We start from the raw sequence: 23,859 nt of genomic DNA on the forward strand, positions 1-23,859 counted from the left end.
GTATAAATTTTAAAATTAAATTGCTGTCCAGCCACCGTCCACCACCAGATTCGCTCCTGTCATATATTGAGAGGCATCGCTTGCCAAAAAGACTAATGCTCCTTGATAATCGGATGAGGTTGCCATGCGACCCAACAACGTTTTGGCAGCATAGTTTTGAATAAAAAAATCGTCCTGGTTATTTGAAACTCCGCCTGGTGACAATGTGTTTACACGGATGCCTTTGTGTCCCCAGTAAGCGGCAAGAAATCTGGTGAAACTAATTACCGCGCCTTTTGTAACAGGGTATGCAGCCGATTTGTAAAAAATCTGTTCGCCAAATTCATCTTTATAAATATTTTGATCCGGGCCTACTATACCATAAGTTGAAGCAATATTGATAATGCTTCCTGATTCCTGTTCTACCATAATCTGGCCTAATATCTGAGAACAAAGGAAAACGCCTGTAATATTTACGTCTATTGATTTCTGGAAGGCGGACAAAGGGTAATTTTCAAATGCGGAATGTTCTCTTGCCAAAGCCGGATTTTCGAACATGTCGTTTATAGCGGCATTATTTACCAATACATCCAATCTGTCATATCGCTCTATTATGACGTTTTTTAAATCCTGTATGGAAGCTTCGTTTGTTACATCCAGATAAACTCCGGTATGCTCTCTTCCCAAGGATGCCGCAAATGCGATGGCCTTTTCTTCATCTATATCTGCGACTATGACACTTGATCCCGCATCAGCCAAAGCTTCACAATGTTTCTTGCCAATCAGACCCAATGCGCCCGTTACGACAGATACTTTATCTTTTAAAGAAAATAATTCCATCTTATTCTACTGTTGAAAGGGTTCTTGGTTTGATGTTGTAGTCACTTACTTTGCGGAACACGGCTTCAAGTATTTCGCCCTTTAAATAAGATTCAATTTTTCCGTTTTCTATGGCGGTTTTAATTAGAGGTATTACATCCTGGTACGCTTCAATAGTATAGTTGATATCTTCATCTGTATGGCTGAAACACATGTTGTGAAATCCGGCCCACAGAATACCGCGTTTGATCATTTCCTGCTGCATCAATGTTTTCAATGCCAATGCATTTCCGGCTTCAGGAGAAAAAGTAATCATGGTACGGCAATTGTAACCGATACAGGAGGTCATGTTTTCCATACCGTTTTCTCTTGCAATTCTATTGTACGCTTCTTTTATGATCTTTCCTTTTGCATCCAGGTATTCCGGTACCTGTTTGTCTTTTAACTCATTGATTGTTGCGATACAGGCAGCAAGCGATAACGCTTCGCCGCCAAAGGTTGTATAACTGAATACTTCGTTATTAAACAGTTCCATGACATCAGCACGACCAGTCAGGAGTGCAATCGGCATACCATTGGCACATGCTTTGGAATAAACAGCCAAATCAGGTTTTACATTGAAATACTCCTGAGCGCCGCCCAGTGCAATACGGAAGCCGGTCCACATTTCATCAAAAATTACCAGCGTTCCGTTTTCTTTGCAGATGGCAATTAATTCCTGCAGGTAACCTTCGTTGGGTGCTGCAAAAATGAAAGGCTCAAGGATAATAGCGGCAACATCTTCATCCAGCGCAGCTTTCAGCGATTCTATATCATTGTATTCAAAGGTATAGGTCAGCGACTGCGTTGCCTGGGGAACGCCTGAGTTACGGCTTGTGATACCGATATACCAATCATGCCAGCCATGATAACCGCAGCAATAAACCTTATCTCTTCCTGTAAATGCCCTTGCTACGCGAATGGCTGCAGAGCATACATCCGCACCTGTTTTAGAGATTTTAACGGCTTCTGCATTTGGTATTATCTGTTGAATCAATTCAGAAAGTTCTACCTCCTGCGGATGCATTAATGAAAAAGTAATGCCATCCTCCAATTGTTTCATAATAGCCTGATCAACGGCAGGGTAGGCATATCCAAGAGAAATGGGGCCTATAGCACTGTTAAAATCAATATATTCATTTCCGTCAACGTCCCATACATGCGAACCTTTGCCTTTTTGTAAGTATTTAGGAGCAATGCCTTTGGTAAATTGTCCGGGACCCTTTGCAAGTGTTTGTGTTACCGGTTTCTGAACTTTCAATGCTCTTTCGTAAAGTGCATCGGATTGCGTTATCTGCGGAAAATCTGAGTTGAACGAAACTGTATTTGGCATGTTGTTTTTTTACTTTTAAATGAGGTGTTTTATTCTGCAAATGCAGGAGCTTGCATTACTGTTTCTTCTGTATGGATTTTATAGCCTAAAATTTCTTCGGCTATTTGTTTTCCGGTAAAGCCTTCGTATTTCAATACATCGGGCAATAATGCAGGCTTAAACCATTTTTCTGCCAATGCAAAAGGTATTACATCAGCCGTGGTTTTATGTTTCAGTAATGTTTCTGCTACAATAGTGTAAAGCCCTCCGGTTAAGAAATGGTCTTCAACCGTAATCAATAATTTACTGTCTGCAACGGCTTGTAATAAAGCGGATTCATCAAAAGGTTTTAATGAGCGGAAATTAATAAGCCCGACAGATTTTCCTTCCTGTTTAAGGTGTTTCATGGCCTGTAAGCATTGCTCAAACATCAAGCCATAAGTAAGAAATGTAATGTCGGTTCCTGTTGCTACTATTTCGGCTTTACCGGGTTCGTAATCACTATGTATATAATCTGTTGTCCTGGTGTTGATTCTGACATAAGCAGGGCGTGGTGTTGACCATATATATGGCAACATTTTAACTAAATCATCTTCATCGGCAGGTGCATAGACTTCCATGTTCGGAATGCCACGCATCAATGAAATGTCTTCTAAAGCCTGATGTGTAGGCCCATTGCCATCTGACAGGAAACCCGGTATGAAACCGCTTAGTTTTACAGGTAAAGAAGGAATGCCAACGTCGGTTCTGATAAATTCAAAGGCACGCATTGTAAGGAAGCTTGTCAGTGCGTGTACAACGGGAACACGACCTCTTAATGCAAGCCCTGCTGCTGCGCCCACCATAGTCTGCTCGGTGATGCCCGTATCCACGAATCTGTTGCCTAAAACACTGGGAATATTTCTTACCAATGCTCTGTTTTCGGCGGTCATTACAATATATTTATCATCTGCTGTTGCAGTTTGCGTCAATAATTGTTCGTAAGTCATATTATCGTACTACTAAAGTGTTAGATGTAAGAAAGGCCTGCGGTTCTCCGTATAGTTCCTGGAGTAATTGTTCTATTTCGTCGGTGGTGAAGTTGCAAAACCATCTGTCGGCCCTGCGTTCAATACTTGGCAAGCCTTTTCCGCGAATGGTATCGGCGATGATTACCTGAAGTTTACCTTCTTCAAATGGCAAAGCAGAAAATGCTTCATCTATTTGGGCGAAATCATGTCCGTCTATTCTTCTTACCACTGCGCCAAACGATTCAAATTTGTCTTTTAAAGGTTCTAAGGGGATTAAATCTTCGGTTGCCATATTGGCCTGAAACTGATTTCTGTCTATAACAAAAATCAAATTATCCAGCTTGTATGCGTTGGCTACCAGAGCGGCTTCCCAGCAGGTACCTTCGTTTAATTCACCATCGCCAAGTACACAGACTACTTTGTTTTTACCGTTTCTCAACTTGATGTCAATGGCAATACCTATAGCTACGGAAGGTAAGTGTCCCAGTGAGCCTGAATGAAATTCCACACCTTTTATTTTGACATTCGGATGCCAGTAAATATGGTCGTCTAACAACAAATGGTTACCCAATCTGTCACCTTCCAATAAACCCAGCTCCACAAATGTTCCATATAAGGCCGGTACATCGTGTCCTTTGGACAATAATAAATAATCACGTTCCGGATCATTGAGGTTGGCACTGTGGATATTCAGATATTCTGTATAGAGATAAACCAATACATCTACAGCAGAAAGAGAAGCTCCGATAAAGCATCCTCCGTTTGTAGCCATTTTAACTACATGGCTGCGTACTTTCAATGCAATATCTTCAAGATGTTTAAAGGTAGTAGTAGTATGCAGATTCATATTCTTGCAATTTTTTTAAATCAGTTTTGTTTGTCCGGCAGAGACGGTTTTAAGGTCAGAGAGATGATTTCTGTACCAGTTTACACCTATATATTTTTCATTTAGCTGATAGATTTCAGGATGCTCTTCCAGTAGTTGTAATATGTCGTTACAACTAAAGTGTGGCTTAACGGGATAAAGCATTTCGAATACTTTCAGAATGAAGGCATAATCTTCTATATAGTCAATGGTAAAGCGATGTGTCATAGAACAATCAAAGCCTGTCTGCCATATATGATTGCCTATATTGAAATGTTCCGGATGTTCCCATATAACAGGAGTTGTATGCTCCAGCTCCCACGGATTCTTAGCCATTTCCTGCGCCCTTTTCAGGCAATCCATCGTCATTATTTCAACATCATTTCCGTCAGGGTATGTTGCAGGATGAAGGTTACTTACATAATCATATATCCTGCCGTGTTTATAATAAACATCTATGGTTTTGTCAATGACTTTTGCGTCTATCAAAGGGCAGTCTGATGGTATTTTAATAACTAAATCAGCATTATGTAGCTGAGCTGCCTCATAGTGACGTTCCAGAAGATTGTCAAGGCTTCCTCTATAACATGCAATATCATTTCGCTTTGCTTCATCTTCAATTACATCATCGCTCTTGTCTGTAGAGGTTGCTATCACAACAGTTATGGGATATGTTGTCCTTTTAACCCGCTCAATCATCCGCATCAAAAGGCTTTTACCAAGAACAGGCATCAGAACCTTTCCCGGTAATCTGCTTGACGTCATGCGCGCCTGAATGACAACTACGATTTTATCCTGCATACACACACTCATTTTTGATGGATGAATCAAATAATGCTTCCGCATGCTGAGACTTGTATATAGGCATGCTATGGATATTGCTTTGCTGCGTGATCATGCCGGAACACAATGCTGCTATATGTTTTGCAGAGCTTCCATTGTTTTGTACAGGCGCGAGTTTCTTTAACCTTTCAACATCAAACCAGGAATGAACTTTCTTGCCAAGGCTTATCCCTGTATAAACCACTGTCGAGTATTGAGTTATAAGCTCTTCGCAGTTGGCAATCATTTCCTGTGTATTGCCAACTGTAAATATCATGGCGTTGTCCGGTGCGTTCTGCCTTATTTCTTTTATGGCTCTTTCTGTATCCTCATTCGGATGGAGTTTAAACAATAACTGTCTGCCATTAGCAATAGCCACGCATTTCTTTATAAATGCAGGCCTGTTTTCAAATCTTGCAGTTTCGCGCATGTCGCTTGTAGCAACCATTACATAACCATAATGCGGGAAATCGTTGTCTGAATATTGTCTTGCATTGTCATAATTGGGAATGCCGGTTACTACCACTTTCGATGCATCCGTCCCCATTTTAGTAATATATTCTTTGTACCCTTCTGAGGCAGTGCAGTACAGATCGCATTTATTACTTGTGCCGTTCAATGATGTATTGAAAGATAATATAGAAGGTAGTTTGAATAATTTTATCAGGTAACTTATCCATGTTATTTTGTCAATCATACCCTCCTGTACCCAAACCGTTTTTTGTTGCAGCATCCTTTTAGGAACCAGCATATCACTGCAAAATATTACCAGATCATATTGATTCAGTTTTGCTTTGTAATCTATCTTGCAATTATTTTCCTTAAGGTATTTCTCTGTTATGGCTTTAAATGGTTTTGAGATAACTGTACCATCTAAAAGGCGGGTCTTATTGATGAGGAAATTAATGATCCTGTTATCCGTAAATAATTGACTGAACCAGCAATCATAATCTTTAAGCTGGTTGGCGATGCCAATCATCTGAGTTGTTTGATTCATGGATCCGGTAATCAGCAATATTTTCTTTCGATTCACCATGAGGTTGCATTTACTGAGCGCAAACTTATAGCCGGAAATCGTTAGAAATTTCGCAGAAATCAAACATAATGTTTAATTGACATTGCGCTAATGCGGTGTTTCCAATTCGGTAATCAAAACGTAATATTCTGTTTAAAATATATTCATTCAACAATTGTATTTCTTTAGTTGATTTTATTGAAATTCAATGCAGTAAAGGGTTTTACTGAAATATTATTAGTTTAACACAGGGCTCATATTTCGGTTACATTGTCTTGGTTTCTTTGATAAACCAAAAGATATGAAAACATTTCTATCCTTACTGTGTGTATTGGGTTTTGTTTCCTTAAATGCCCGAACAAACACCCAGGTCCCTCCTAACTTATTTATCATTACTATCGACGGAATCAGATGGCAGGAGTTATTTCAGGGCGCCAATGAGGCCATTTTAAATGATGGTTCTTATGTGGAGAATACTGACATTATACGTTCTTTGTTTTGGGATACTGATACATTAGCAAGAAGAAAAAAATTGATGCCTTTCTTTTGGAATGTTGTTGCCAGTAAGGGGCAGGTATATGGTAACCGGGTTTATGGCAATAACATGGATGTTACTAATAACTATAAATTTTCCTACCCCGGTTATAATGAAATATTCACCGGCTATCCTGACTCAAAATTTGTACCCAATACTCCGGTGTTGAATAAGAATACTAACGTGCTTGAATTTTTAAATAAGCAAAGCCATTATCACGACAGCGTTGTTGCATTTACGTCATGGAATATCTTTCCTTTTATTTTAAATGAAGGCAGAAGCAATATACCGATAAACAGCGGTTACGAACCCATTGCAGAAGAAGATAGCCAGGTTGTGAAAATCAATCAGGTTCAGCAATTATTCCCCCAGGAAGATAATACACGATTGGATGCTCTGACTTTTATAGGTGCCAAGAATTATATACAGGCACATCATCCTAAAGTAGCGTTGATTTCGTTCGGAGAGGCGGATGAATTTGCTCATCACGGCCATTACGATAAATATCTGCAATCAATGAATCAGGTAGACCGCATGATTGCCGAGTTATGGTATTATATTCAAACGGATGAATTTTACAAAGACAATACGACGATCATTATAACAACAGACCACGGTCGCGGTTTTAAAACCAATACATGGACAGACCATTTGTTTTTTATTAAAGGGAGCAAGGAAATATGGATGGCGGTATTAGGCCCTGATATTTTGCCATTGGGCGAAGTGAAAACGGAACAAACCATTTATCAAAAGCAACTGGCTGCTACCATTGCCGAATTGCTGGGATTTGAATTTACATCAGAACACAAAACGGGTAAATGCCTTAATCTGCCGCTGAAGGGGCATAACAGATTTGAACGTCAGGATTTGCTTGTACAAAGCCGGTAAGCTGTTTCAATTTTATTTAATTGGCAAGCCATTTGTGTCGGTTGATAACGCATCGCTCATATAATCAAAGAAAGGCCGCATATTCTTATAAGTTTGGTTTACTTCTTTCAAAAAGGAATTGCTTAACACTTCTTCATCGGTAAATCTTCTTATCAGTATGAATTGCTTGTAGCGTAACAAGTCTATTCCATCATTGTTTGTGTCAAAGCCTTTTGGGCTTGTCTTTAGTTGTTCGCCCTGCAAAGCCCCGAAAGTTGTAATAAAGGATTTGCTTTTTAATATCTTTCTTAAGGGTTGGGCATCGTAACCGATATCTTCACGTATGCGTTTCAGATCGTCTGCATTGGGGCCGTGGAAGCCTCCGGTAACATAACTGTTGCCCTGCTCTATATGAAAATAATAACCGCCCCGCCGTTGCTTTGTAGCTCTTCTGAAGCTGCCGCTCCAATTGGTTTTATAAGGTGTTTTATCATTGGAGAAACGCGTATCGCGATAAATGCGGTGAAGGCTTTTTTTGCCGGATGCAGTTTCAATCAGGTCATGTACATTCATTTCGGCCAATAGTGAGTCTGCAAATGCTTCGATAAACGATTGCTGTTTTATAAACATTTCTTTATGTTCATTGAACCATTCCCGATTATTATTTTGTTTTAATAATTGAAGGAATTCAAAGCTGGATGCGGGAATGTTTGCTGCTTGCTCTGGCATGATGACGGAATAATGATTTGTTGCAAAAATCAGGAATATTAAGCAAACTGTTATTGATTTTCCGAATTGAATTTAAATACTGTTATTAATATTATCAATGCTTCCATCTTCAATTGCAGGCATCTTAACTTCTAACTTAGCAGGCAAATCTGAATTAAATCTAAAACAAAACTACAATGCAAGATTCAACAATTGTACAAAACTATACGGAGCAGGTTATCCAACAAGCTATTAACGTCTGGGCTGCACAAAACAAAACTGTTACAAATTTTTTCAATAAATATGACGATGCGGCTTATATGAATGAAATTGCACCGGGTAAAAACAGGGCAATCTATTTGTTAGGCCATCTTATTGCAGTGAATGACGGCATGCAACAGTTGTTTATGCTGGGAGAAAGATTGTTTCCGCAATATGATGCAATATTTATTAAAGCTGCAGATAAAACAGTTACTGATTTGCCATCTATCCAAACATTAAAAGAGGACTGGGAAAAGCTCAATATTGCACTTGCCGATCATTTTGGTAAAATGACCACGGCAGAATGGATAGGAAGGCATGCTTCCGTTTCAGAAGAGGATTTTGCAAAAGAACCCTTAAGGAATAAATTAAATGTGCTTTTCAGCAGAACCAATCATCAAAGCTATCATATGGGACAATTAAATCTTATGCCCGTATAGACGTTTTTGTTTTATAATAAAGCCTTGCAAAATATCTTGCAAGGCTTTATTATAAGATAGGTTGGTGTGATTTAATAAAAACTATCGCAAAAATCAACTAACCTTTTATCAATATTTCATTGCTTATAATTGCGGTACACCCGGCGTATTGCCTGATGATAAAGCCGACGATTTAAGCATCTCTGCCTTATTTGCCTGCTTTAATACTTCCGGCATCCTTTTCATTGTACTGATACTAATATGCGGCCACACAATAGGTGTTACATTGCCTCCAAGTGGAAATACAAGATTGACGGTTTGTGAATATTGCAATAATTCGGTTTCACTACCACCTGAGATATTTTCAAGCCATAACGTGAAATCCATTGTGGTAGCGGTAACATTGGATTGTATAAATGGAATATTAAGTATACCGCCGGTTGCATCCGGATTTTTTGTTGTCAAATCGAATGTGGTCATACTTGTAACTGATCCTGAACCTACAATTTGTTCGAGTGTCGATTGCAGGAAAGTATTAGGGTCAACCTGATTAAACTCGGCAAACTGCGGATCAAGTGTAATATTTTCATTATAACCAAGGCCGCCCGGAGCCGAGCCATCAAGGTTAAATGCCAGGGCGCTGCTTTCAGGGAAAAAAGTTGTTCCCGGATCTGTACTATCTGTTGCATTACCCAATGCCAGTAATGCATTGCCGTGTGGTACCGTACCTAAGCGGGCAATATTAAGACCACTGCTATAATTCGTAATGTAGAGAAACAAACCGGTTTCGGCATGAATGACTGTTCCATTTTTAAATCCCCGCTCATTGCAAAAATCTGTATCGCAAACGCTGATAATCTGCTGCTCGTAAAACAGCCCTGTAATTTCCTGGTTGAACTGCGTGCCGTTGATGACCGGACCGCGGTTTCCGGCTTCTACTGCTACTGCTGAAAATTTAAGGTTTTCCTTGTAGGGGATAACCTCAAATATAAAGCCTTTTTCTGCCGGTACGGATATCACGTTCCATCCACTTGCGGTGGGAGTGGAAGAGCCGGCTTGCGGAGGTAAAACAACACTTTCCCATTGCCCTATTAATTGTCTTAAAGGACCGAGATCGATTTCATCTAACTGGTTTGGCGGAATAAAGCGTGCACCCATTCCGAACTGGTTTAATTGTTCTGTCATGATTGTAGATTTAATTGAATTGATGTGAATACTTGTTATGTTTTGGAGCGATAGCTAACCTTTTATGAAGCAATACTTCACTTGAGTTGTCGATACCTTATGCGTTGAAGCAAAATCGAAAGATTATCAGACTGAACCCAATAATGTGTTGAGTAGTGGAATTTACTGGCTTTCATGGTGGTGATAGTGGTTTAGGGGTTATGGTGTTTTACTAATCACGACACTAATATAATTATTTATTATTAATTTTAAAAATTTCATAAAGATTTTTTTTGATAAAAATATCCTGACATCAAAATAAAAAGCCTTCCAACAATTAAGTTGGAAGGCTTTTTATTTTGTGTCGTTGAGGGCATTGAAATCAATGGCACAAATGATTTTCAATCTTAGTTAAATAGTTTAGATTCATTTACGAAGATTATGGTTTGCTTTCCAATGCAACATAATCCAAAGGCGCATTTATCTTTTTTAATTTCGTTTTTCTCACAAATGAAATGGTTATGGCACAACAAACACAGAGTATTGCAATGACCAAAAAGATATATGAAGTGTTGTGTGTAACATCTATGACTCTTCCCAGCAAAGGTTCACCTAATGCGGCAAATACATAGGCTGTCATGTTCATAATTCCTACACCGGTTCCTACGAATTGTTCACCTAAAAGTTCCGGGCTCATGGGCCAGAAGTTGGCTTGAGGGCCGTACACAAAAAAACCTGCAGAAAGCAACAAAATAGCAATCACTCCAATATTGCCGGCCGGCAGGAAGAAAATAATCAGAGAAATCAGCGCACTCATTGAAATGCCGAAGCGTATAGAAGCAGGGCGGTTAGACTTAAAAATAGTATCGGAAATGTTGCCAAAAGTAAGCGCACCTATAGCCATGCCCAAAGGCACTAAAACGGTCACCCATAAGTAATGTGGGTTGTTGCTCCAGTCTTTGCCCAGATAATGAATAGGCACCCAGAATACCAATCCATACCGGGCCATGCTTTCAAACCCCATAGCAATACAGGCAATCATAAATTTCCGGTTACTGAAAACAACACGGTATCTTTCTTTCCAACTAATTCGGTTTGCTTTGGAGGTTTCTTCATATAAGTCGTCAAAACCAATGTCGGACGGTTTACTTCTTGCAAATAAGAAAAAGACAATGATGCCCAGTAAAAGAAACAGAACCGGCACCCGGAAAAGCCAGCGCCATTCCCAGCCCTGCTGCAATAAAACCACTGACAATAAAAAAGTTATAACTGAAGAGAAACCAGCTGCCATTGTATAAAAACCAAATGCCTTTCCCCGTTCTTCCTTGCCCCACCAGTTTGAAATCAATCTGCTTCCCGGTGCCCATGCCATTGACTGAAAATATCCGTTCAATGCCCAAAGAATCAATATCAACCAAAAAGAATGCGCAAAACTGATTGCAAAATTGCTTGCAATGGAAAGAATACCTCCCAATGGAATCATATAGCGCGGGCTAAACCGATCTGATAAATTACCATTTATAAGTTGCCCGATGGCATAACCAATAAGCATGGAAAAGCTTACCCAACCTATCATTTCAAAAGAAACATGTAATTCCAAAGCCATTGACTTTGCCGCCCATCCAAAATTGTGACGGCCTGTGTAAAAGAACATGTAACAAAACATAGTAAGCAATAGCATCTGCCATTGCCTTTTTCTAAATGCGCCCTTTTTCATATAGTTTTTGTGTTGCTCTTTATAATCGGATGCCGACTCTTAATGGCTTGTGTTTTAATGCGTATTCAAAAGCTTCAGTAGCCTGCTCCAAAGAAAAGTCTTTCGAAACGACATCCATAAAAGGATAATCTTTCCAATGTTTACCAATGAAGGTTACTGCATTTTTAAGATCTTCGAAATTGTAATTATGTAAGCCTTTTATACTAATCAGATTCCTGATTATTCTCTCGGCTTCCACTTGTATTTCCCTGGTATTAAAAACAGCACCCACCCAAACGGCTACACCGCCAATACCCAAATGCTGCAAGCCAAATTCCATTGCATCAGGCGAACCACTCATGTCAAAAGCTATGTCTATATCAGCTTGTATAGATAACGCATCATTTGTTTGAAGATTCAGTTTTTGATGAGCACCAAACTTAAGAGCAGTGTTCAGGCGTTCATGGCTAATGTCAGCTGCTATTACATACGCAGCACCGGCTTCCCGGCACATAGCTGCACAGGTAATACCAAGCAAACCCATTCCTGTTATCAATACTGTTTTATCTTTTACATTACCTGCCAGACGTAATGCTCCCGCAACGGTTGCAATGGCACAATTAATGGTAGATGCTATTTCCAAAGGAAGCTCATCAGGAATTTTAAATACAGCAGTTCCTTTTTTCAGAATACAATACTCAGCAAGTCCGCCATGAAAAATGTCCTCTCCGGAAATTTGCGCATGACCGTATTTAAAAAGATCGTCGCCTTTTTGAGGCATTCCTTCAAGGGAATGTTTTGAATCAGGATCGCTTGAAAAGACAGACCATGTTATTTTATCTCCGATATTTAAAGGAAGGCCGGCTCCGTCCTTACCCGAATGCCGGCTTCCTATCTCTTCAATACAACCTGTTATTTCATGTCCCAGTACAGTGGGGCATTTTTCCTTTCTGATGCCACAATAAGTATGAAGGTCACTGCCGCAAATAGTGGTGTAAAGATTTTTCACCAATATTTCATCGGGACTAATCTCCCTTACCTGTTTTTCCATTGTAATCAATGGTTTTTCCGGCCCTTCGAAGGCAACAATATTTCCAGTCTTCATTATCTTATTTTAATTGCAGAACAACCTCTTCCTCAGCCACGATATCAAGAATATCTTCCAGTTTGTTTATAAGATGTGTATGCCGCTCTCTTAAGAGTTCTGCTTCTGTGTAAGCACCGGTGGTAATGCCAATAACATATTTGCAACCGGCTGCATTGCCTTCCTGCAAATCAGAAACGGTATCACCCACTTTAGCCACTTCTTCAATCGAAGCTATCTGTAGTTTTTCCATAGCCTTATAAATCATATAAGGATAAGGCCGGCCTTCCATTACTTCATCGCTGGTAATGCTGATATCGAAATGTTCGCCTTGTATCCATCCCAGGCGATTGATAATTGCATCTGCAATTTCTCTGGAGAATCCGGTATCTAAAGCTACTCTGATATTCATCTCCCTTAATTTCCTGAATACATATCCTGCACCTTCCTTTTCACGGATGCTTTCATTCATTTCGTAAAAATGAATGATTTCTTTTACAAATACGTCATGGATGCGTGTTACTAAATCATTATCTGAAGCTATTTCGCTGCCTGCATACTGCTCCAGCAAACTCCTGATGGCTATCGGTTTCGGATAACCCATCACTATATTTATATCTTCGAATGTTACCTGGTAATGAAATACAGATAAAGCTTTTTTCAAAGCCTGAGCCACATTTTGATTGTCCTCCACTGTTGTACCCGCCATGTCAAATACAATTAACTTAATCGCCATACTAATGCTGTTTTTTACGTTTATAAATGAATATTTACTTTATGGCAACTATTCATCGAAAGTGAATAGTTGCCATAAAGCCTACTTATGTCTTACTACAATGGCCTTATGCATACGGCCATTTCTTGTATTAAATTCTATATGATAAATTCCGTCAGAAAGCTCTTGTGTCTTTAATTCCACTTTAACTTCTTTCGTTACGGATTTATCAAAAATTACCATGCCAAGATTGTTATACAACGTTAACTTGTAAACACCTGCAGCATTATTGTCCAGTAATTCAATATTTACCTTACCATCCGTCGGGTTTGGATAGATACGTAATTTGCTGTCGGCTCCTGATACCTGGGAAATAGAGGTGGGTGGGGGAGGAGGTGTATGTACACTATCTGTTGTAAATGTGTACGGCCCTTCCCAGCCACTATTAGGCGTAGAAGCGTTGCAATTTGTTTTCACATAAAAGTCATACGCTGTAACAGGCTGTAATCCTGTAAATGCATACCTCGGTTCTGTAGTGTTTTGAGTAATTGCAATCGTTGGATCAGTAAATGTTTGTGATATACCCCATGCAATTTGATATCCTGTGGTTACGGAACCATTATCAGTCCATTTCAAAACTAAAGAACTGGGAGTAATGCTGTCAGCATGAATATTTACGGGAGCAGGACAGGCGTCTACAGTAGTAAACGAGTAAGGTCCGACCCAGGCGCTGCCATTACCATTACTACATGAATCCTGTACATAGAAGTCATAGCTCGTAGCAGGTTGCAATCCGGAAAGTGTTTGAGTATTAACTGTAATAGTTGCTGCTGTGCTGTCTTGTAAATTAAACCCGGCAGGACCATACTTTGTAGCGTGTGTTGATGCTGTTGATGTCCAGGTAACAGTTGCAGATGTTGTATCAAAACCATTCAGGGAAATATTAGATGGAGGCAAACAACCTGCAGGACTGAAATCTGCAAGCAAATATTGTCTTACACCTAAAGCAGCATTTTTTTCAATAGTGTTATTCGTTATATTTTGTACAGCAGGTAACTGTGTCCAGATGTTGATTGCATTGTTTGGCCTGTTATATAAATGTAGGTTGGCATTGCTTGTTGTAGCATTCGTATAATTGCTGTAATCATATTTTACATGATAAGTAGCTGACGCATTATCTGATGTGAAAACACCAAAGTATTTGTTTGTACTACCTATATCGCTGATTCCATTTGCAAAATTCGGAGTACCATTAATTGCATAAATATGTATGCCGGGAACAGCAGCGTCAACAATACTGTCGACAGTAACCATTCCTCTGTCAGAACTATTTAATGATAAAGAAACACCATTCCAACCATTAACAGGATAAACGGTTACACTTGTGTCACCAACAGGGGCAGCACTTATAACATGTGCAATGTTGTCTATATCAGTACCGTTCATCAAACCGGCAGTAGCAATAGCATTATTGATAACAGTTGGTCCTGCCGGTTGGTCCATGCGATAATAAGCAACCAGGCCGGAATCATTTCCTTGTAATTTATGACACATGCTTTCGCGGATTTCAGTTTCGGAAAGCACTCTTTTGAAAATACGTACTTCATCCATGTCTCCGTTAAACGGTACACGGTAGTTGCCCGTACCATCTGTACCTAAATATAATGGCATTGTACCTGCCAGTGTTTTACTTGAATCAGCAGCTACAGAGCCAGCGCCTGAAGCATAAGTACTTGGTTTGTAAACACCGTTTATATAGCCTTTAATGAATCCTTTGCGATCTACTGTGATAGCAAGGTGATTCCATGTAAATTCATTTGCGGCAATCATATCATAATCGCGTCTGGTGCCGCCATTAGGCTTAAAGTTGAAACGGAATACATGTTTTGCAGCATCTCCCCATAAAACAGATGCAGTATAAGTCCAGCAGATACCTGTATTTGCTCCGCTTACATAATCCTTGTCAGCTATCAAAGGAGGGTTACCTGTGTTGGTAGCGCCTACTTTAACCCACATTTCAATTGTAAAATCGGTCTTTGCCAATGAATCGCGCAATACGCTTCCAAGGTTCACGGCTTGCACGGTACTGTTTTGAACGCCTGTACCATTAAAATGCAAGGCATATCCGCTGCCTGCGTTTGAATAATCAGGCAAAGTTGTAAACGTATAAGGTCCGGCCCATGTGCTGGCACCGATACCCGTACATGTGTCCTGAACATAGTATTGATATGTGGTGTTGCCTTGTAATCCCCCTAAAGCATAAGGATTGGTATTTACAGCAGCTACCATAGTGCCGGAACCTAATACGAAACCGGTTGTTCCATACTGAATATTCCACAAAGCAGACCCGCCGCTTGTCCAGGTCAATTGAGCTGTTGTAGCCTGGATATTTATAGCGCCAAGTGCCGAAGGAACATTACAAGTACTTATGAAATTAGCCAGGAAAAACTGTCTGCTACCTTTAATACTATCCAGGCGCATTTGGGTTGTTGTACCATTATTATACAAGTTAGTTTTAGAGCTCCATAAAGCATCTGCATTAAATTGTCTGGTAAAGAAGCCAATAGAATTACTATAAGTTACTGCGTTAGTAAAGTTCCCGTAATTGTATTTTGGATAGTAAGTAAATGTATCGCCGGAAGCAAAAGTTCCGAAATATACGTTATTGTTACTGTAAGGTGTAAGGCCTGAAGTTGAATCCGGAACAGCATTGATTTGGTACAGGTGTAAGTAAGAACCTGCATTTGAAATGCTATCTATTGTGAAGATTCCTTTATTAGCCGTTGCAAGCTGAAGGCTTTGACCGGCCCATGTAGATGTATATAGATTAACAGAAGTATCACCTACCGGAGCACCGCTGCCAATATGACTTGTGGCGTTTACAAAGGTACCGTTAAAAGAACCTGTTGTGGCTGTAGCATTGTTGCTGATTGTTGTGCCGGTTGCCTCATCCATTTTGTAATAAGCCAACAGGTTTGCTTCTGTACCTGTAAGTTTATGACACATATTATCGCGTAATTGTTGCGGTGTCCTTACACTCTTCCAGATGCGGACTTCATCCATTGTACCATTGAAAGGCGCTCTGTATCCGAAAGGTTTACCATCGGTGCCTAATCTTACAGGAAGTGTTCCGGCAAGTGTTTTGGCCGAATCTGCAGATATGTTTTCAGCACCAACGACATAAGCATGACCTGTTGCCACGCCATTAAGATAGCCGATAATGCTTCCTGTACGGTTGACAGTTACTGCAATATGATTCCAACGCTGCGCTATAGACGCGGGAAATACGATATCGTAATCCACACGCGTACCACTGGCAGGTTTGAAATTAAAGCGAAGCGTGTTTGCTGCTGCTGTTCCGCTGGATGCATCGGTAGAAGCATAATAGGATAATACAAAGCCTGTGTTAGAACCGCTGGCCCAATCTTTATCGCCAATAATAACCGGATTCACACTATTGGTTGAACCCATCTTTACCCATAGCTCAATTGTAAAGTTGGTTGTAGCCAAAGAATCTTTTAAGGCTGTACCAAGATCTACATAACTATTGGTAGTTGCGACAGGCGTGGGAGTAAGCACACCCGTTCCAGGGAAGTAAACAGCTCTGACTGAACCTTGAGCTTGTGCTTTTTGTCCGGCAAAGCAGAACAAAAGCGTTAATGCCAACAAAGATTGACAAATAGATCTGATTTTCATTTCAATTTTTTTATTTGGTTTTTTATAAGAAATGGTATTGCATTTTTAAGCATCACTTCCTGTCTTCAAAAGCAGAACAAGATGCCCGTCTATTTTTTAATCATTTTAATAGTAGTCTTAAAATTTGATTGTTGATCCTGCACGTTTATGAAAAATATACTATTTGAAATACCGGAGATGTCAATAGGATATTGAGATAAGCCGGATATTATCTTCACATTTTGACGATTTATTTTCTTCCCGCTCAGATCGTATATAGTTACATTCAACATCGTATTGATTGGCGACGTATAGTTAAGTGTCAGTTGGTTACTAACCGGATTGGGAAATAAAGAAATGTTATTTCCGCTTGTGTTAAATCGAACTGATTTAACAGGGAAATATTTAAACATACCATTGCCCTCAATAGCCTTGATTCTGTAAAAATTGATGCCGGAAAACGGAGCAGTGTCTGTAAATTGGAAAATGTCATTTCCCTTTTCGTTTTTATTATTTGCATCCGCATTTACATTTCCAATGTTTATAAAGACAACCGCATCATTACTTTTTTCAATTTCAAAAGATGCTTCATTTAGGGCATCCGTAACAATCCAACTTAAAAGAGCCTTTGATTGGTCTGCTGTTTTTTCAACATTGAAAGCGATCAAATCAAGGGGAAGCGGATTGGTAATGAAATTGCCGAGTATAAATTCCGATGCTCCTGTCTGTGCAGAATTGCTGAAAGTCTTTAGAAGAGTATCTTTCGCAAAACCTGCTGATGCCCAGGCTAAATCGGCAGTTCCGCGGCGATATAAATCAATGATGCTATTGCTATTTACTGCATCAGGATAATTAGCATAGTTATAAGCTACGCTGTAGGCTGCTGTGCTGCTAACAGGAAACACTGCATAATACTTATTGTCCGGATTTGTTATGCCCGTAGCATTTGCAGGAACATCATTGATTTCATATACCTGTATGCCTTGCATCGAGTTATCCATATTGCCAATGGAGAAACTGCCATGTGTCCCTGTATTAATGGTAATTAAGCTGTCGGATAAATTTGCAGTGTACATAGATACAGATGCATCGCCAACCGGCGCGCTACTGTTCACACGTGACATACTGTTGATCCATGTTCCACTGAATGAGCCTGATGTTGCTGTAGCGCTGTTTATAATTCCATTCCCCGAAGTTTCATCCATTTTATAATAAGCCAGTAAATTGCTCTCCGAGCCGTTGAGCTTATGACACATATTGTCGCGTAATTCCTGCGGTGTTCTTATCGCTTCCCAGATACGCACTTCATCCATTGTGCCATTAAATGGCGCTCTGTAACCGTTTGTTTTACCATCAGTGCCTAATCTTACGGGAAGTGTGCCGGCAAGTGATTTAGCAGCATCAGCCGATATGTTTTCTCCACCCGAAACATAAGCATGTCCTGTAGCCACACCATTCAGGTATCCAATTATGCTGCCACTCCTGTTTACTGTAATGGCAATATGGTTCCAGTGCTGCGCAATAGCTGACGGGAAAGGAATATCATAATCCACCCGTGTGCCACCGGCCGCCCTGAAGTTAAAACGGATATCATTGGCGGGAGCGGTGCCGCTACTGGCATCTGTAGAAGCATAATAAGAAAGAATAAAGCCTGTATTACTACCGCTTGCCCAATCTTTATCTCCGATAATAACCGGATTAACGCTATTGGTTGCACCCATTTTTACCCATAATTCGATAGTGAAATTGGAAAAGGCCAATGAATCTTTCAACGCCGTTCCAAGATCTACAAAACTGTTGGTTGTTGCTGTCGGGCTTGGCGTTAGCACGCCGTTGCCCGGAAAATACAAAGCACGTAAAGAACCTTGTGCATGGCTGCCATTAGCGCAATACAGTAGCAGCAACAAGGCGGATAAGGCCTTGACGTGATGTTGACGTTTCATGAATGTTTAAATTAATTACTGTTGAATATGGTTATTTTGAAAGAACAACTTGCTTAACTGCTATCTTGTCGCCCGCCTGTATTTTAATGATATAATTACCTGCTACCTGATTGCTGAGATCGATGTTAAGCTTTTCGCTCATGCTTACTTTGTCTGCTGCTTTGACTATTTGACCGATTGCATTGATCACTTGATAACTTACAGATTTTCCTTCAGGATTAAACCATAGTGTTATTAAATTAGTAGCGGGATTCGGGTAGATTTTCAATTCCAGATTATTGGACACATTCTTTATTGCTGTAGGTGGTGGCGGTGGGGGCGTTGTGTTTTCTATCATAATAGAATCTAACCACGATTTACCATCAAGATTCCATGCTAAACCCGGAGCAACGGTTTTATTATCCGGGCGCTTACCTGAATCGTAAATAAGATGGTGCAATGCAGTTACCGCAATGTCAGCCTGCACAGGGGCCTTTGCTAATTTGGCTGTATCAACAGGGTTTGAGTTCATGGTGTAGCTACCGGGATCTTGTGCAAAAAGCTGCGCATGTTTTACGTTTTTTCCGGAAGCTACCCACCATATATGGCGTTCCTCATTGGTATTGCCACCATGGGATGTACCAATTCCGCCATGATCTGTAATAACAAATACCAACCAATCTTCATCGTTATAAGTAGGACGGCTTTTCAATGCGGTCATAACCTGGCCTACCCAGACATCCACATTGTTTATAGCTGTCATATAAGATGGATTTGAAGGACTAAAGCCCGAAGAGTGACCTGCCGCATCTATGTTATCAACGTGAAGTACCAACGCATCCAAATCGGGGTTTTGCAACTGAACCTGAGTAGCGGCAAGCATTGCAGCTAAATCATTTGTTGTACGGACGATTTTTTGATTATAGCCTTCATTGTAAACAAGATCGCTCATAGGTGCCCAATCAATAATTTGTACCGCATTAATATTAGGATAAACCTGTTTGGCAAGATTTGGGAAATAAGGATATTGATCGTAATGGCTACCTGCATAACTGTTGTCCGTTACACCGTGTTTAGGATACCAGACACCTGTAAAGATAGTTGACCATGAAGGGCCGGAAACCGTAATACCGAGGCACCATGAATCGTAAGTGTAATATCCTCCTGCAATCAAAGAATCAATATTGGGCGTATTTGCCATTTGTAAAGCGTCGGAACGTACACCATCAAGCCCCAGAATAAGCACTTTACGCTTTTGAGAAGCCGAAACGTATCCGGATAAAAGAACAAGCATAATACTTGCTGCAATTGTGATTTTTTTCATTTTAATTTTTTTTAATTGAAGTTAAATTCTATTGGCAACGACTAATTACTGTTGCTATTTAAAAACAGATCCGGATTCTGAATCATGTATTTCTACAACTGATGACTGTGCAAAGGTGCTTAATATTTGATTAGTATAACTTAACTTTAGTTTACTAAATTGTTAAGTATGTTTAATTTTAATAAACATTGTTTACTGATTATTGGGTGAAGCCCTGAGCAATGAATACAGGAATGACTATTTCAAAAAGTCAAAAATGAAAACAGAACGATATTCAATTATCACCATACGCGTCTTAAAATTAAAACAGACATATAATTCAGATATCAACACATCTGACTCTTTAATAATTACGGTATAGATTTATTTCTTATTGAAAAAGGAACAATTAATACAATGTATTTTGAAAGCCGTATTTAGTAGTATATACAAACCCGTTTTTCATAAACATAAGGCAGCAGAAGCCTTTCAGCACCTTTTTCTAAAAGGAGCATGTATCTATAAACATCAGAGATATCGGTATTATTTAATTGTTATCAGGCAAATTTGATTACCATAAAAAGCAAGTTTAAGCTTAACAATTTGGTAAACGTAAGTTCAATTACACTAAACAATTGTTCACTAATTTTGCTTCATTCAAAATCATAAGATGAAACATTTATTAATAATAACTGCCGCATTTTTTGCTGCAGGAAGTGCTGTTGCGCAGAAGGGTAATATTAAAGGTGTCATTGCAGACAAATCCGATCCGCTTCCCGGTGTTTCGGTATCTGTCGAAGGTAAAGCAGGTACGCTTACTGACATGGATGGCTCTTTTCAATTGATAGCCGTAGATACAGGTACACAAACTATCAGGCTGACTTATTTGGGATATAGCACACTGGAAAAAAAAGTGCATGTACAAAATAATGAAACGGTTGATTTGGGAAGCATTGCTTTAATGCCATCCAATAGTGTGATCAATGAAATTTTAATTACAGGAAATTATCGCCAGGGTGGTCAGGCAAAAGCTATTAATATGACTAAGGTTTCTGACAAGTCTGTTACAGTTCTTTCTTCTGAAAGTATTGGTAAATCGCCTGTGAAAAGTACTGCTTTCGTAATACGGCAGGCTCCCGGTGTTTCTGTTAAAGATGATAAGGTTTCACTACGAGGTACCCCTGTGGACTGGACAGCTTCTTTATTAAACGGGGACAGGCTTCCTACAGCCGACGAAAAAGATGCTTCACGTGTTTTTAATTTTGAGGTATTTCCATCCAGCCTGATTGATTACATTATAGTGAATCGTACTGTAACACCCGACATGGAAGGAGATAATATAGGGGGTGTCATTGACTTTATGACAAAAATACCAGCCAGTGAAAAAACATTCAATTTTGACATATCAACAGGATATGATATCATGACACGTAAACCATTATTGAACGGTAGCCTGGCATTAGGTAATATATCTGAAAACAAGAAGCTTTCTTATACATTAAACGGAAGTTACAGTGCTGATAATTATGGAAAAGATGCTCCCAGCGTGGCTTACGGTACAAATTATAATCATAGCCTTGCGCGTTTGCAACTGGATAGAGACAGAGGGTTAAGACAGACGGGAGGCGTGAATGCAGCTGTCGATTATCAGGTAAATGAAAATTTTAAATTAGGCGCCAATGTAATGGGCGGCTATATGACCGAAGATGAGCGCGGCGACAGGATGAGTTATAATTGGTCTGACGGATCGGGAGCCAGGATAAGGCTTCAGGATAAAAGAGGGAAGTTTGATCACTTGTTATATGGAGGTGCCCTGAACGCTTCATGGAAATTGTCCGATAAATTCAAGGTCGATGCACGTGTAGCTTCTTACTATAACCGGTTTCAATACGGCCATACTCCTCAGGCAGATCAAGGCGGCCCTGATGGAGATTATACGGTTGAATTTATAAGTCCGTTATTGCATTATACGGATATGATTCAGACTAATTTCTTTGGTGGTACTTATGATCCTAATAACGCTAAAGATCCTAATCCATATCCTTATAAGATGCTGGATATTGATAATCCTTATCATAATGGTGGGGATCATTATGATAACATTCAGCCTAAATATGAAAACCTGGATGGAAGCAAAAGCACATTGACGGCTTCCGATTATTACCTGAGCAGTGTTTTTGCTGATCTTAACACTACATGGGAAAGAGATCCGATTGTCGGCAGATTAGACTTTTCCTACAAGGTCAATAATAATTTGAAATTTAAAGCAGGCTTTAAATACAGGGATAAAAATGGCGCACGTAATATAAGCTTCTTTGAATATCAGATTAATCCTATGGTGCCGTTTATGTACTTATCTGATCAGCAAACAACCAGCTATGACCCGCATAATAATTATCTTAGTGAATGGGGAACGCCGTATAGCGGCACATTCTTACCGGTGCTTACAAACCAGCAACTTAATTCTTTTGTAAGCGACAATATCGGGAATTTCAAGGCGAAGCCGATGGATATTAACAACAATAATTTCAGGCAATGGGCGGGTTCTTCTTACACCTATTCTGAACAAACAATAGCTGCTTATGTAATGTCGGAATGGAAGCCATTTGAAAGACTATCGCTTACAGGTGGTGTCAGAATGGAACACACGATTCTTGATGAAACCTCTGACACTCTTGTAGATGATAACAATACCGCTATTGGTATCAACAAAGAAGCGGTAAGCATTCACAAATCTTATATGGCAATTTTGCCTTCACTAAATGCTTTGTTTATTCCCGGTGATAATTCAAATATCCGGGCCGCTGTTTCCAGAACTTTCCACAGGCCAAACTTCGAACAAACAAAACCGGGATCGGCTCTGTTCAACAGAGACCAGTACATGTATATATTTGGCAACTCAGCCTTAAAGCCTACTTATTCACTGAACTTTGATTTCTCTTACGAACACTACTGGGGAACTAAAGGAATGTTCTCTTTGGGCGCTTATTATAAAAAGGTAACAGATCACATTTTCCGCACCAACCAAATTGACGGCAGTCAAAGTATTGACGGATATGTAGTGAAGAGTTATGAGAATGCAAGCAATTCTTATGTTACAGGTTTTGAAGCCTTGATAGACCGTAGATTCGAGTTCCTGCCAGGCTTTTGGAAAGGCTTTGGCGCATCCGCCAATATTACGCTTTCATATTCGCGTATGAATGTGCCCGGCCGTACAAAGAGTCAGCCATTGACAGAGCAAACGCCTTTAATGTATAATGCTGCTTTGTTTTATGAAAAAGGAAAAGTTAGTACAAGAGTAACATTGAATTATACCGGTGCATACAGCACGGAACTGAATTTATTTTCTGACATCAATACTAATGCAGTTGTACATGATAATACCGATTACGATGTGTTTATGGGAGCAATGTATTCATTGGATTATCAATTTGCATATGCTGTGTCCCGCCGCATTAATGTCTATGGAACTATTAACAACATTCTGAATGCGCCTTACAGAACCTATATCGGGATGCCGGAGCGACCATTGTTGACAGAATATTACCGTCAAAAAGTTTATTTGGGTGTCAAGTTCCACCTGTAGGTTTGTTTAATATTGCCCTGATAATACAAAGGCCTTACTATTATTGGTAAGGCCTTTGTATTT

The 23,859-nt window shown here is 39.7% G+C and carries 17 protein-coding genes; 3 read left to right on the plus strand and 14 right to left on the minus strand.

Annotated features, from left to right (window positions below):
* Positions 1-15: 15 nt before the first annotated feature.
* Genes F0919_RS08230 through F0919_RS08255 form a run of 6 tightly spaced genes read right to left on the minus strand, consistent with a single transcriptional unit; the run spans position 16 to position 5,882 of the window.
* Positions 16-819 (minus strand): SDR family oxidoreductase, encoded by an 804-nt coding sequence (locus F0919_RS08230; RefSeq protein WP_150032278.1) that lies wholly within the window; start codon positions 817-819, stop codon positions 16-18.
* Position 820: 1 nt separating this feature from the next.
* On the minus strand, positions 821-2,170 hold the full coding sequence (locus F0919_RS08235) for an aminotransferase class III-fold pyridoxal phosphate-dependent enzyme (protein WP_150032279.1): 1,350 nt from the start codon (positions 2,168-2,170) through the stop codon (positions 821-823).
* A 29-nt stretch (positions 2,171-2,199) separates the two neighbouring features.
* Positions 2,200-3,138: a transketolase family protein gene (locus tag F0919_RS08240; RefSeq protein ID WP_150032280.1), complete on the minus strand. Its 939-nt coding sequence runs from the start codon at positions 3,136-3,138 to the stop codon at positions 2,200-2,202.
* 1 nt (position 3,139) lies between these two features.
* Entirely contained in the window at positions 3,140-4,006 is an 867-nt protein-coding gene (locus F0919_RS08245; RefSeq protein WP_150032281.1) for a transketolase, read from the minus strand.
* A gap of 15 nt (positions 4,007-4,021) precedes the next feature.
* Positions 4,022-4,825, minus strand: coding sequence for a cytidylyltransferase domain-containing protein (locus F0919_RS08250; protein ID WP_216629397.1), 804 nt, complete (start codon positions 4,823-4,825; stop codon positions 4,022-4,024).
* Entirely contained in the window at positions 4,815-5,882 is a 1,068-nt protein-coding gene (locus F0919_RS08255) for a UDP-N-acetyl glucosamine 2-epimerase (protein ID WP_150032283.1), read from the minus strand. The genes F0919_RS08250 and F0919_RS08255 overlap by 11 nt, the downstream gene beginning before the upstream one ends.
* 280 nt (positions 5,883-6,162) lie before the next feature.
* On the opposite strand from F0919_RS08255, the gene F0919_RS08260 reads away from it, so the two are divergent.
* On the plus strand, positions 6,163-7,284 hold the full coding sequence (locus F0919_RS08260; protein WP_150032284.1) for an alkaline phosphatase family protein: 1,122 nt from the start codon (positions 6,163-6,165) through the stop codon (positions 7,282-7,284).
* 12 nt (positions 7,285-7,296) lie between these two features.
* Here the strand turns inward: F0919_RS08260 and F0919_RS08265 are convergent, their stop codons facing one another.
* Positions 7,297-7,992 carry a DUF2461 domain-containing protein gene (locus tag F0919_RS08265; RefSeq protein WP_150032285.1) on the minus strand — a complete coding sequence of 232 codons (696 nt, stop codon included), beginning with the start codon at positions 7,990-7,992 and terminating at the stop codon, positions 7,297-7,299.
* Positions 7,993-8,168: 176 nt separating this feature from the next.
* On the opposite strand from F0919_RS08265, the gene F0919_RS08270 reads away from it, so the two are divergent.
* Complete coding sequence (locus F0919_RS08270; RefSeq protein WP_150032286.1) at positions 8,169-8,672, plus strand: DinB family protein; 504 nt, start codon at positions 8,169-8,171, stop codon at positions 8,670-8,672.
* 123 nt (positions 8,673-8,795) lie between these two features.
* Here F0919_RS08270 and F0919_RS08275 read toward each other — a convergent pair whose 3' ends face one another.
* The 7 genes from F0919_RS08275 to F0919_RS08305 all read right to left on the minus strand — a co-directional run bounded on the left by F0919_RS08275 (position 8,796) and on the right by F0919_RS08305 (position 20,231).
* The gene (locus tag F0919_RS08275) at positions 8,796-9,836 is read right to left on the minus strand and encodes a heme-binding protein (RefSeq protein WP_150032287.1); all 1,041 of its coding nucleotides are present in this window, start codon (positions 9,834-9,836) and stop codon (positions 8,796-8,798) included.
* Positions 9,837-10,254: 418 nt separating this feature from the next.
* A complete protein-coding gene (locus F0919_RS08280; protein WP_216629398.1) occupies positions 10,255-11,532 on the minus strand; it encodes an MFS transporter in 1,278 nt (425 codons plus the stop codon).
* A gap of 19 nt (positions 11,533-11,551) precedes the next feature.
* The gene (locus F0919_RS08285) at positions 11,552-12,616 is read right to left on the minus strand and encodes a zinc-binding dehydrogenase (protein WP_150032288.1); all 1,065 of its coding nucleotides are present in this window, start codon (positions 12,614-12,616) and stop codon (positions 11,552-11,554) included.
* Positions 12,617-12,620: 4 nt separating this feature from the next.
* Positions 12,621-13,331, minus strand: a complete 711-nt coding sequence (locus tag F0919_RS08290; protein ID WP_150032289.1) for an HAD family hydrolase — start codon at positions 13,329-13,331, stop codon at positions 12,621-12,623.
* A gap of 81 nt (positions 13,332-13,412) precedes the next feature.
* On the minus strand, positions 13,413-17,006 hold the full coding sequence (locus F0919_RS08295) for a LamG-like jellyroll fold domain-containing protein (protein ID WP_150032290.1): 3,594 nt from the start codon (positions 17,004-17,006) through the stop codon (positions 13,413-13,415).
* An 89-nt stretch (positions 17,007-17,095) separates the two neighbouring features.
* Positions 17,096-18,928 carry a LamG-like jellyroll fold domain-containing protein gene (locus F0919_RS08300; protein ID WP_150032291.1) on the minus strand — a complete coding sequence of 611 codons (1,833 nt, stop codon included), beginning with the start codon at positions 18,926-18,928 and terminating at the stop codon, positions 17,096-17,098.
* 31 nt (positions 18,929-18,959) lie between these two features.
* A complete protein-coding gene (locus F0919_RS08305; RefSeq protein ID WP_150032292.1) occupies positions 18,960-20,231 on the minus strand; it encodes an alkaline phosphatase family protein in 1,272 nt (423 codons plus the stop codon).
* 649 nt (positions 20,232-20,880) lie between these two features.
* Here F0919_RS08305 and F0919_RS08310 point away from each other — a divergent pair.
* On the plus strand, positions 20,881-23,796 hold the full coding sequence (locus F0919_RS08310; RefSeq protein WP_150032293.1) for a TonB-dependent receptor: 2,916 nt from the start codon (positions 20,881-20,883) through the stop codon (positions 23,794-23,796).
* Positions 23,797-23,859 lie beyond the last annotated feature (63 nt).

Source organism: Taibaiella lutea (assembly GCF_008629695.1).
In the GTDB taxonomy this organism is placed as follows: domain Bacteria; phylum Bacteroidota; class Bacteroidia; order Chitinophagales; family Chitinophagaceae; genus Taibaiella; species Taibaiella lutea.

What these genes read in the sequence shown, in the direction of transcription:
- F0919_RS08230 (WP_150032278.1), bottom strand. Translation starts at nt 819, where the DNA reads ATGGAATTATTTTCTTTAAAAGATAAAGTATCTGTCGTAACGGGCGCA.
- F0919_RS08235 (WP_150032279.1), bottom strand. Translation starts at nt 2,170, where the DNA reads ATGCCAAATACAGTTTCGTTCAACTCAGATTTTCCGCAGATAACGCAA.
- F0919_RS08240 (WP_150032280.1), bottom strand. Translation starts at nt 3,138, where the DNA reads ATGACTTACGAACAATTATTGACGCAAACTGCAACAGCAGATGATAAA.
- F0919_RS08245 (WP_150032281.1), bottom strand. Translation starts at nt 4,006, where the DNA reads ATGAATCTGCATACTACTACTACCTTTAAACATCTTGAAGATATTGCA.
- F0919_RS08250 (WP_216629397.1), bottom strand. Translation starts at nt 4,825, where the DNA reads ATGCAGGATAAAATCGTAGTTGTCATTCAGGCGCGCATGACGTCAAGC.
- F0919_RS08255 (WP_150032283.1), bottom strand. Translation starts at nt 5,882, where the DNA reads ATGGTGAATCGAAAGAAAATATTGCTGATTACCGGATCCATGAATCAA.
- F0919_RS08260 (WP_150032284.1), top strand. Translation starts at nt 6,163, where the DNA reads ATGAAAACATTTCTATCCTTACTGTGTGTATTGGGTTTTGTTTCCTTA.
- F0919_RS08265 (WP_150032285.1), bottom strand. Translation starts at nt 7,992, where the DNA reads ATGCCAGAGCAAGCAGCAAACATTCCCGCATCCAGCTTTGAATTCCTT.
- F0919_RS08270 (WP_150032286.1), top strand. Translation starts at nt 8,169, where the DNA reads ATGCAAGATTCAACAATTGTACAAAACTATACGGAGCAGGTTATCCAA.
- F0919_RS08275 (WP_150032287.1), bottom strand. Translation starts at nt 9,836, where the DNA reads ATGACAGAACAATTAAACCAGTTCGGAATGGGTGCACGCTTTATTCCG.
- F0919_RS08280 (WP_216629398.1), bottom strand. Translation starts at nt 11,532, where the DNA reads ATGAAAAAGGGCGCATTTAGAAAAAGGCAATGGCAGATGCTATTGCTT.
- F0919_RS08285 (WP_150032288.1), bottom strand. Translation starts at nt 12,616, where the DNA reads ATGAAGACTGGAAATATTGTTGCCTTCGAAGGGCCGGAAAAACCATTG.
- F0919_RS08290 (WP_150032289.1), bottom strand. Translation starts at nt 13,331, where the DNA reads ATGGCGATTAAGTTAATTGTATTTGACATGGCGGGTACAACAGTGGAG.
- F0919_RS08295 (WP_150032290.1), bottom strand. Translation starts at nt 17,006, where the DNA reads ATGAAAATCAGATCTATTTGTCAATCTTTGTTGGCATTAACGCTTTTG.
- F0919_RS08300 (WP_150032291.1), bottom strand. Translation starts at nt 18,928, where the DNA reads ATGAAACGTCAACATCACGTCAAGGCCTTATCCGCCTTGTTGCTGCTA.
- F0919_RS08305 (WP_150032292.1), bottom strand. Translation starts at nt 20,231, where the DNA reads ATGAAAAAAATCACAATTGCAGCAAGTATTATGCTTGTTCTTTTATCC.
- F0919_RS08310 (WP_150032293.1), top strand. Translation starts at nt 20,881, where the DNA reads ATGAAACATTTATTAATAATAACTGCCGCATTTTTTGCTGCAGGAAGT.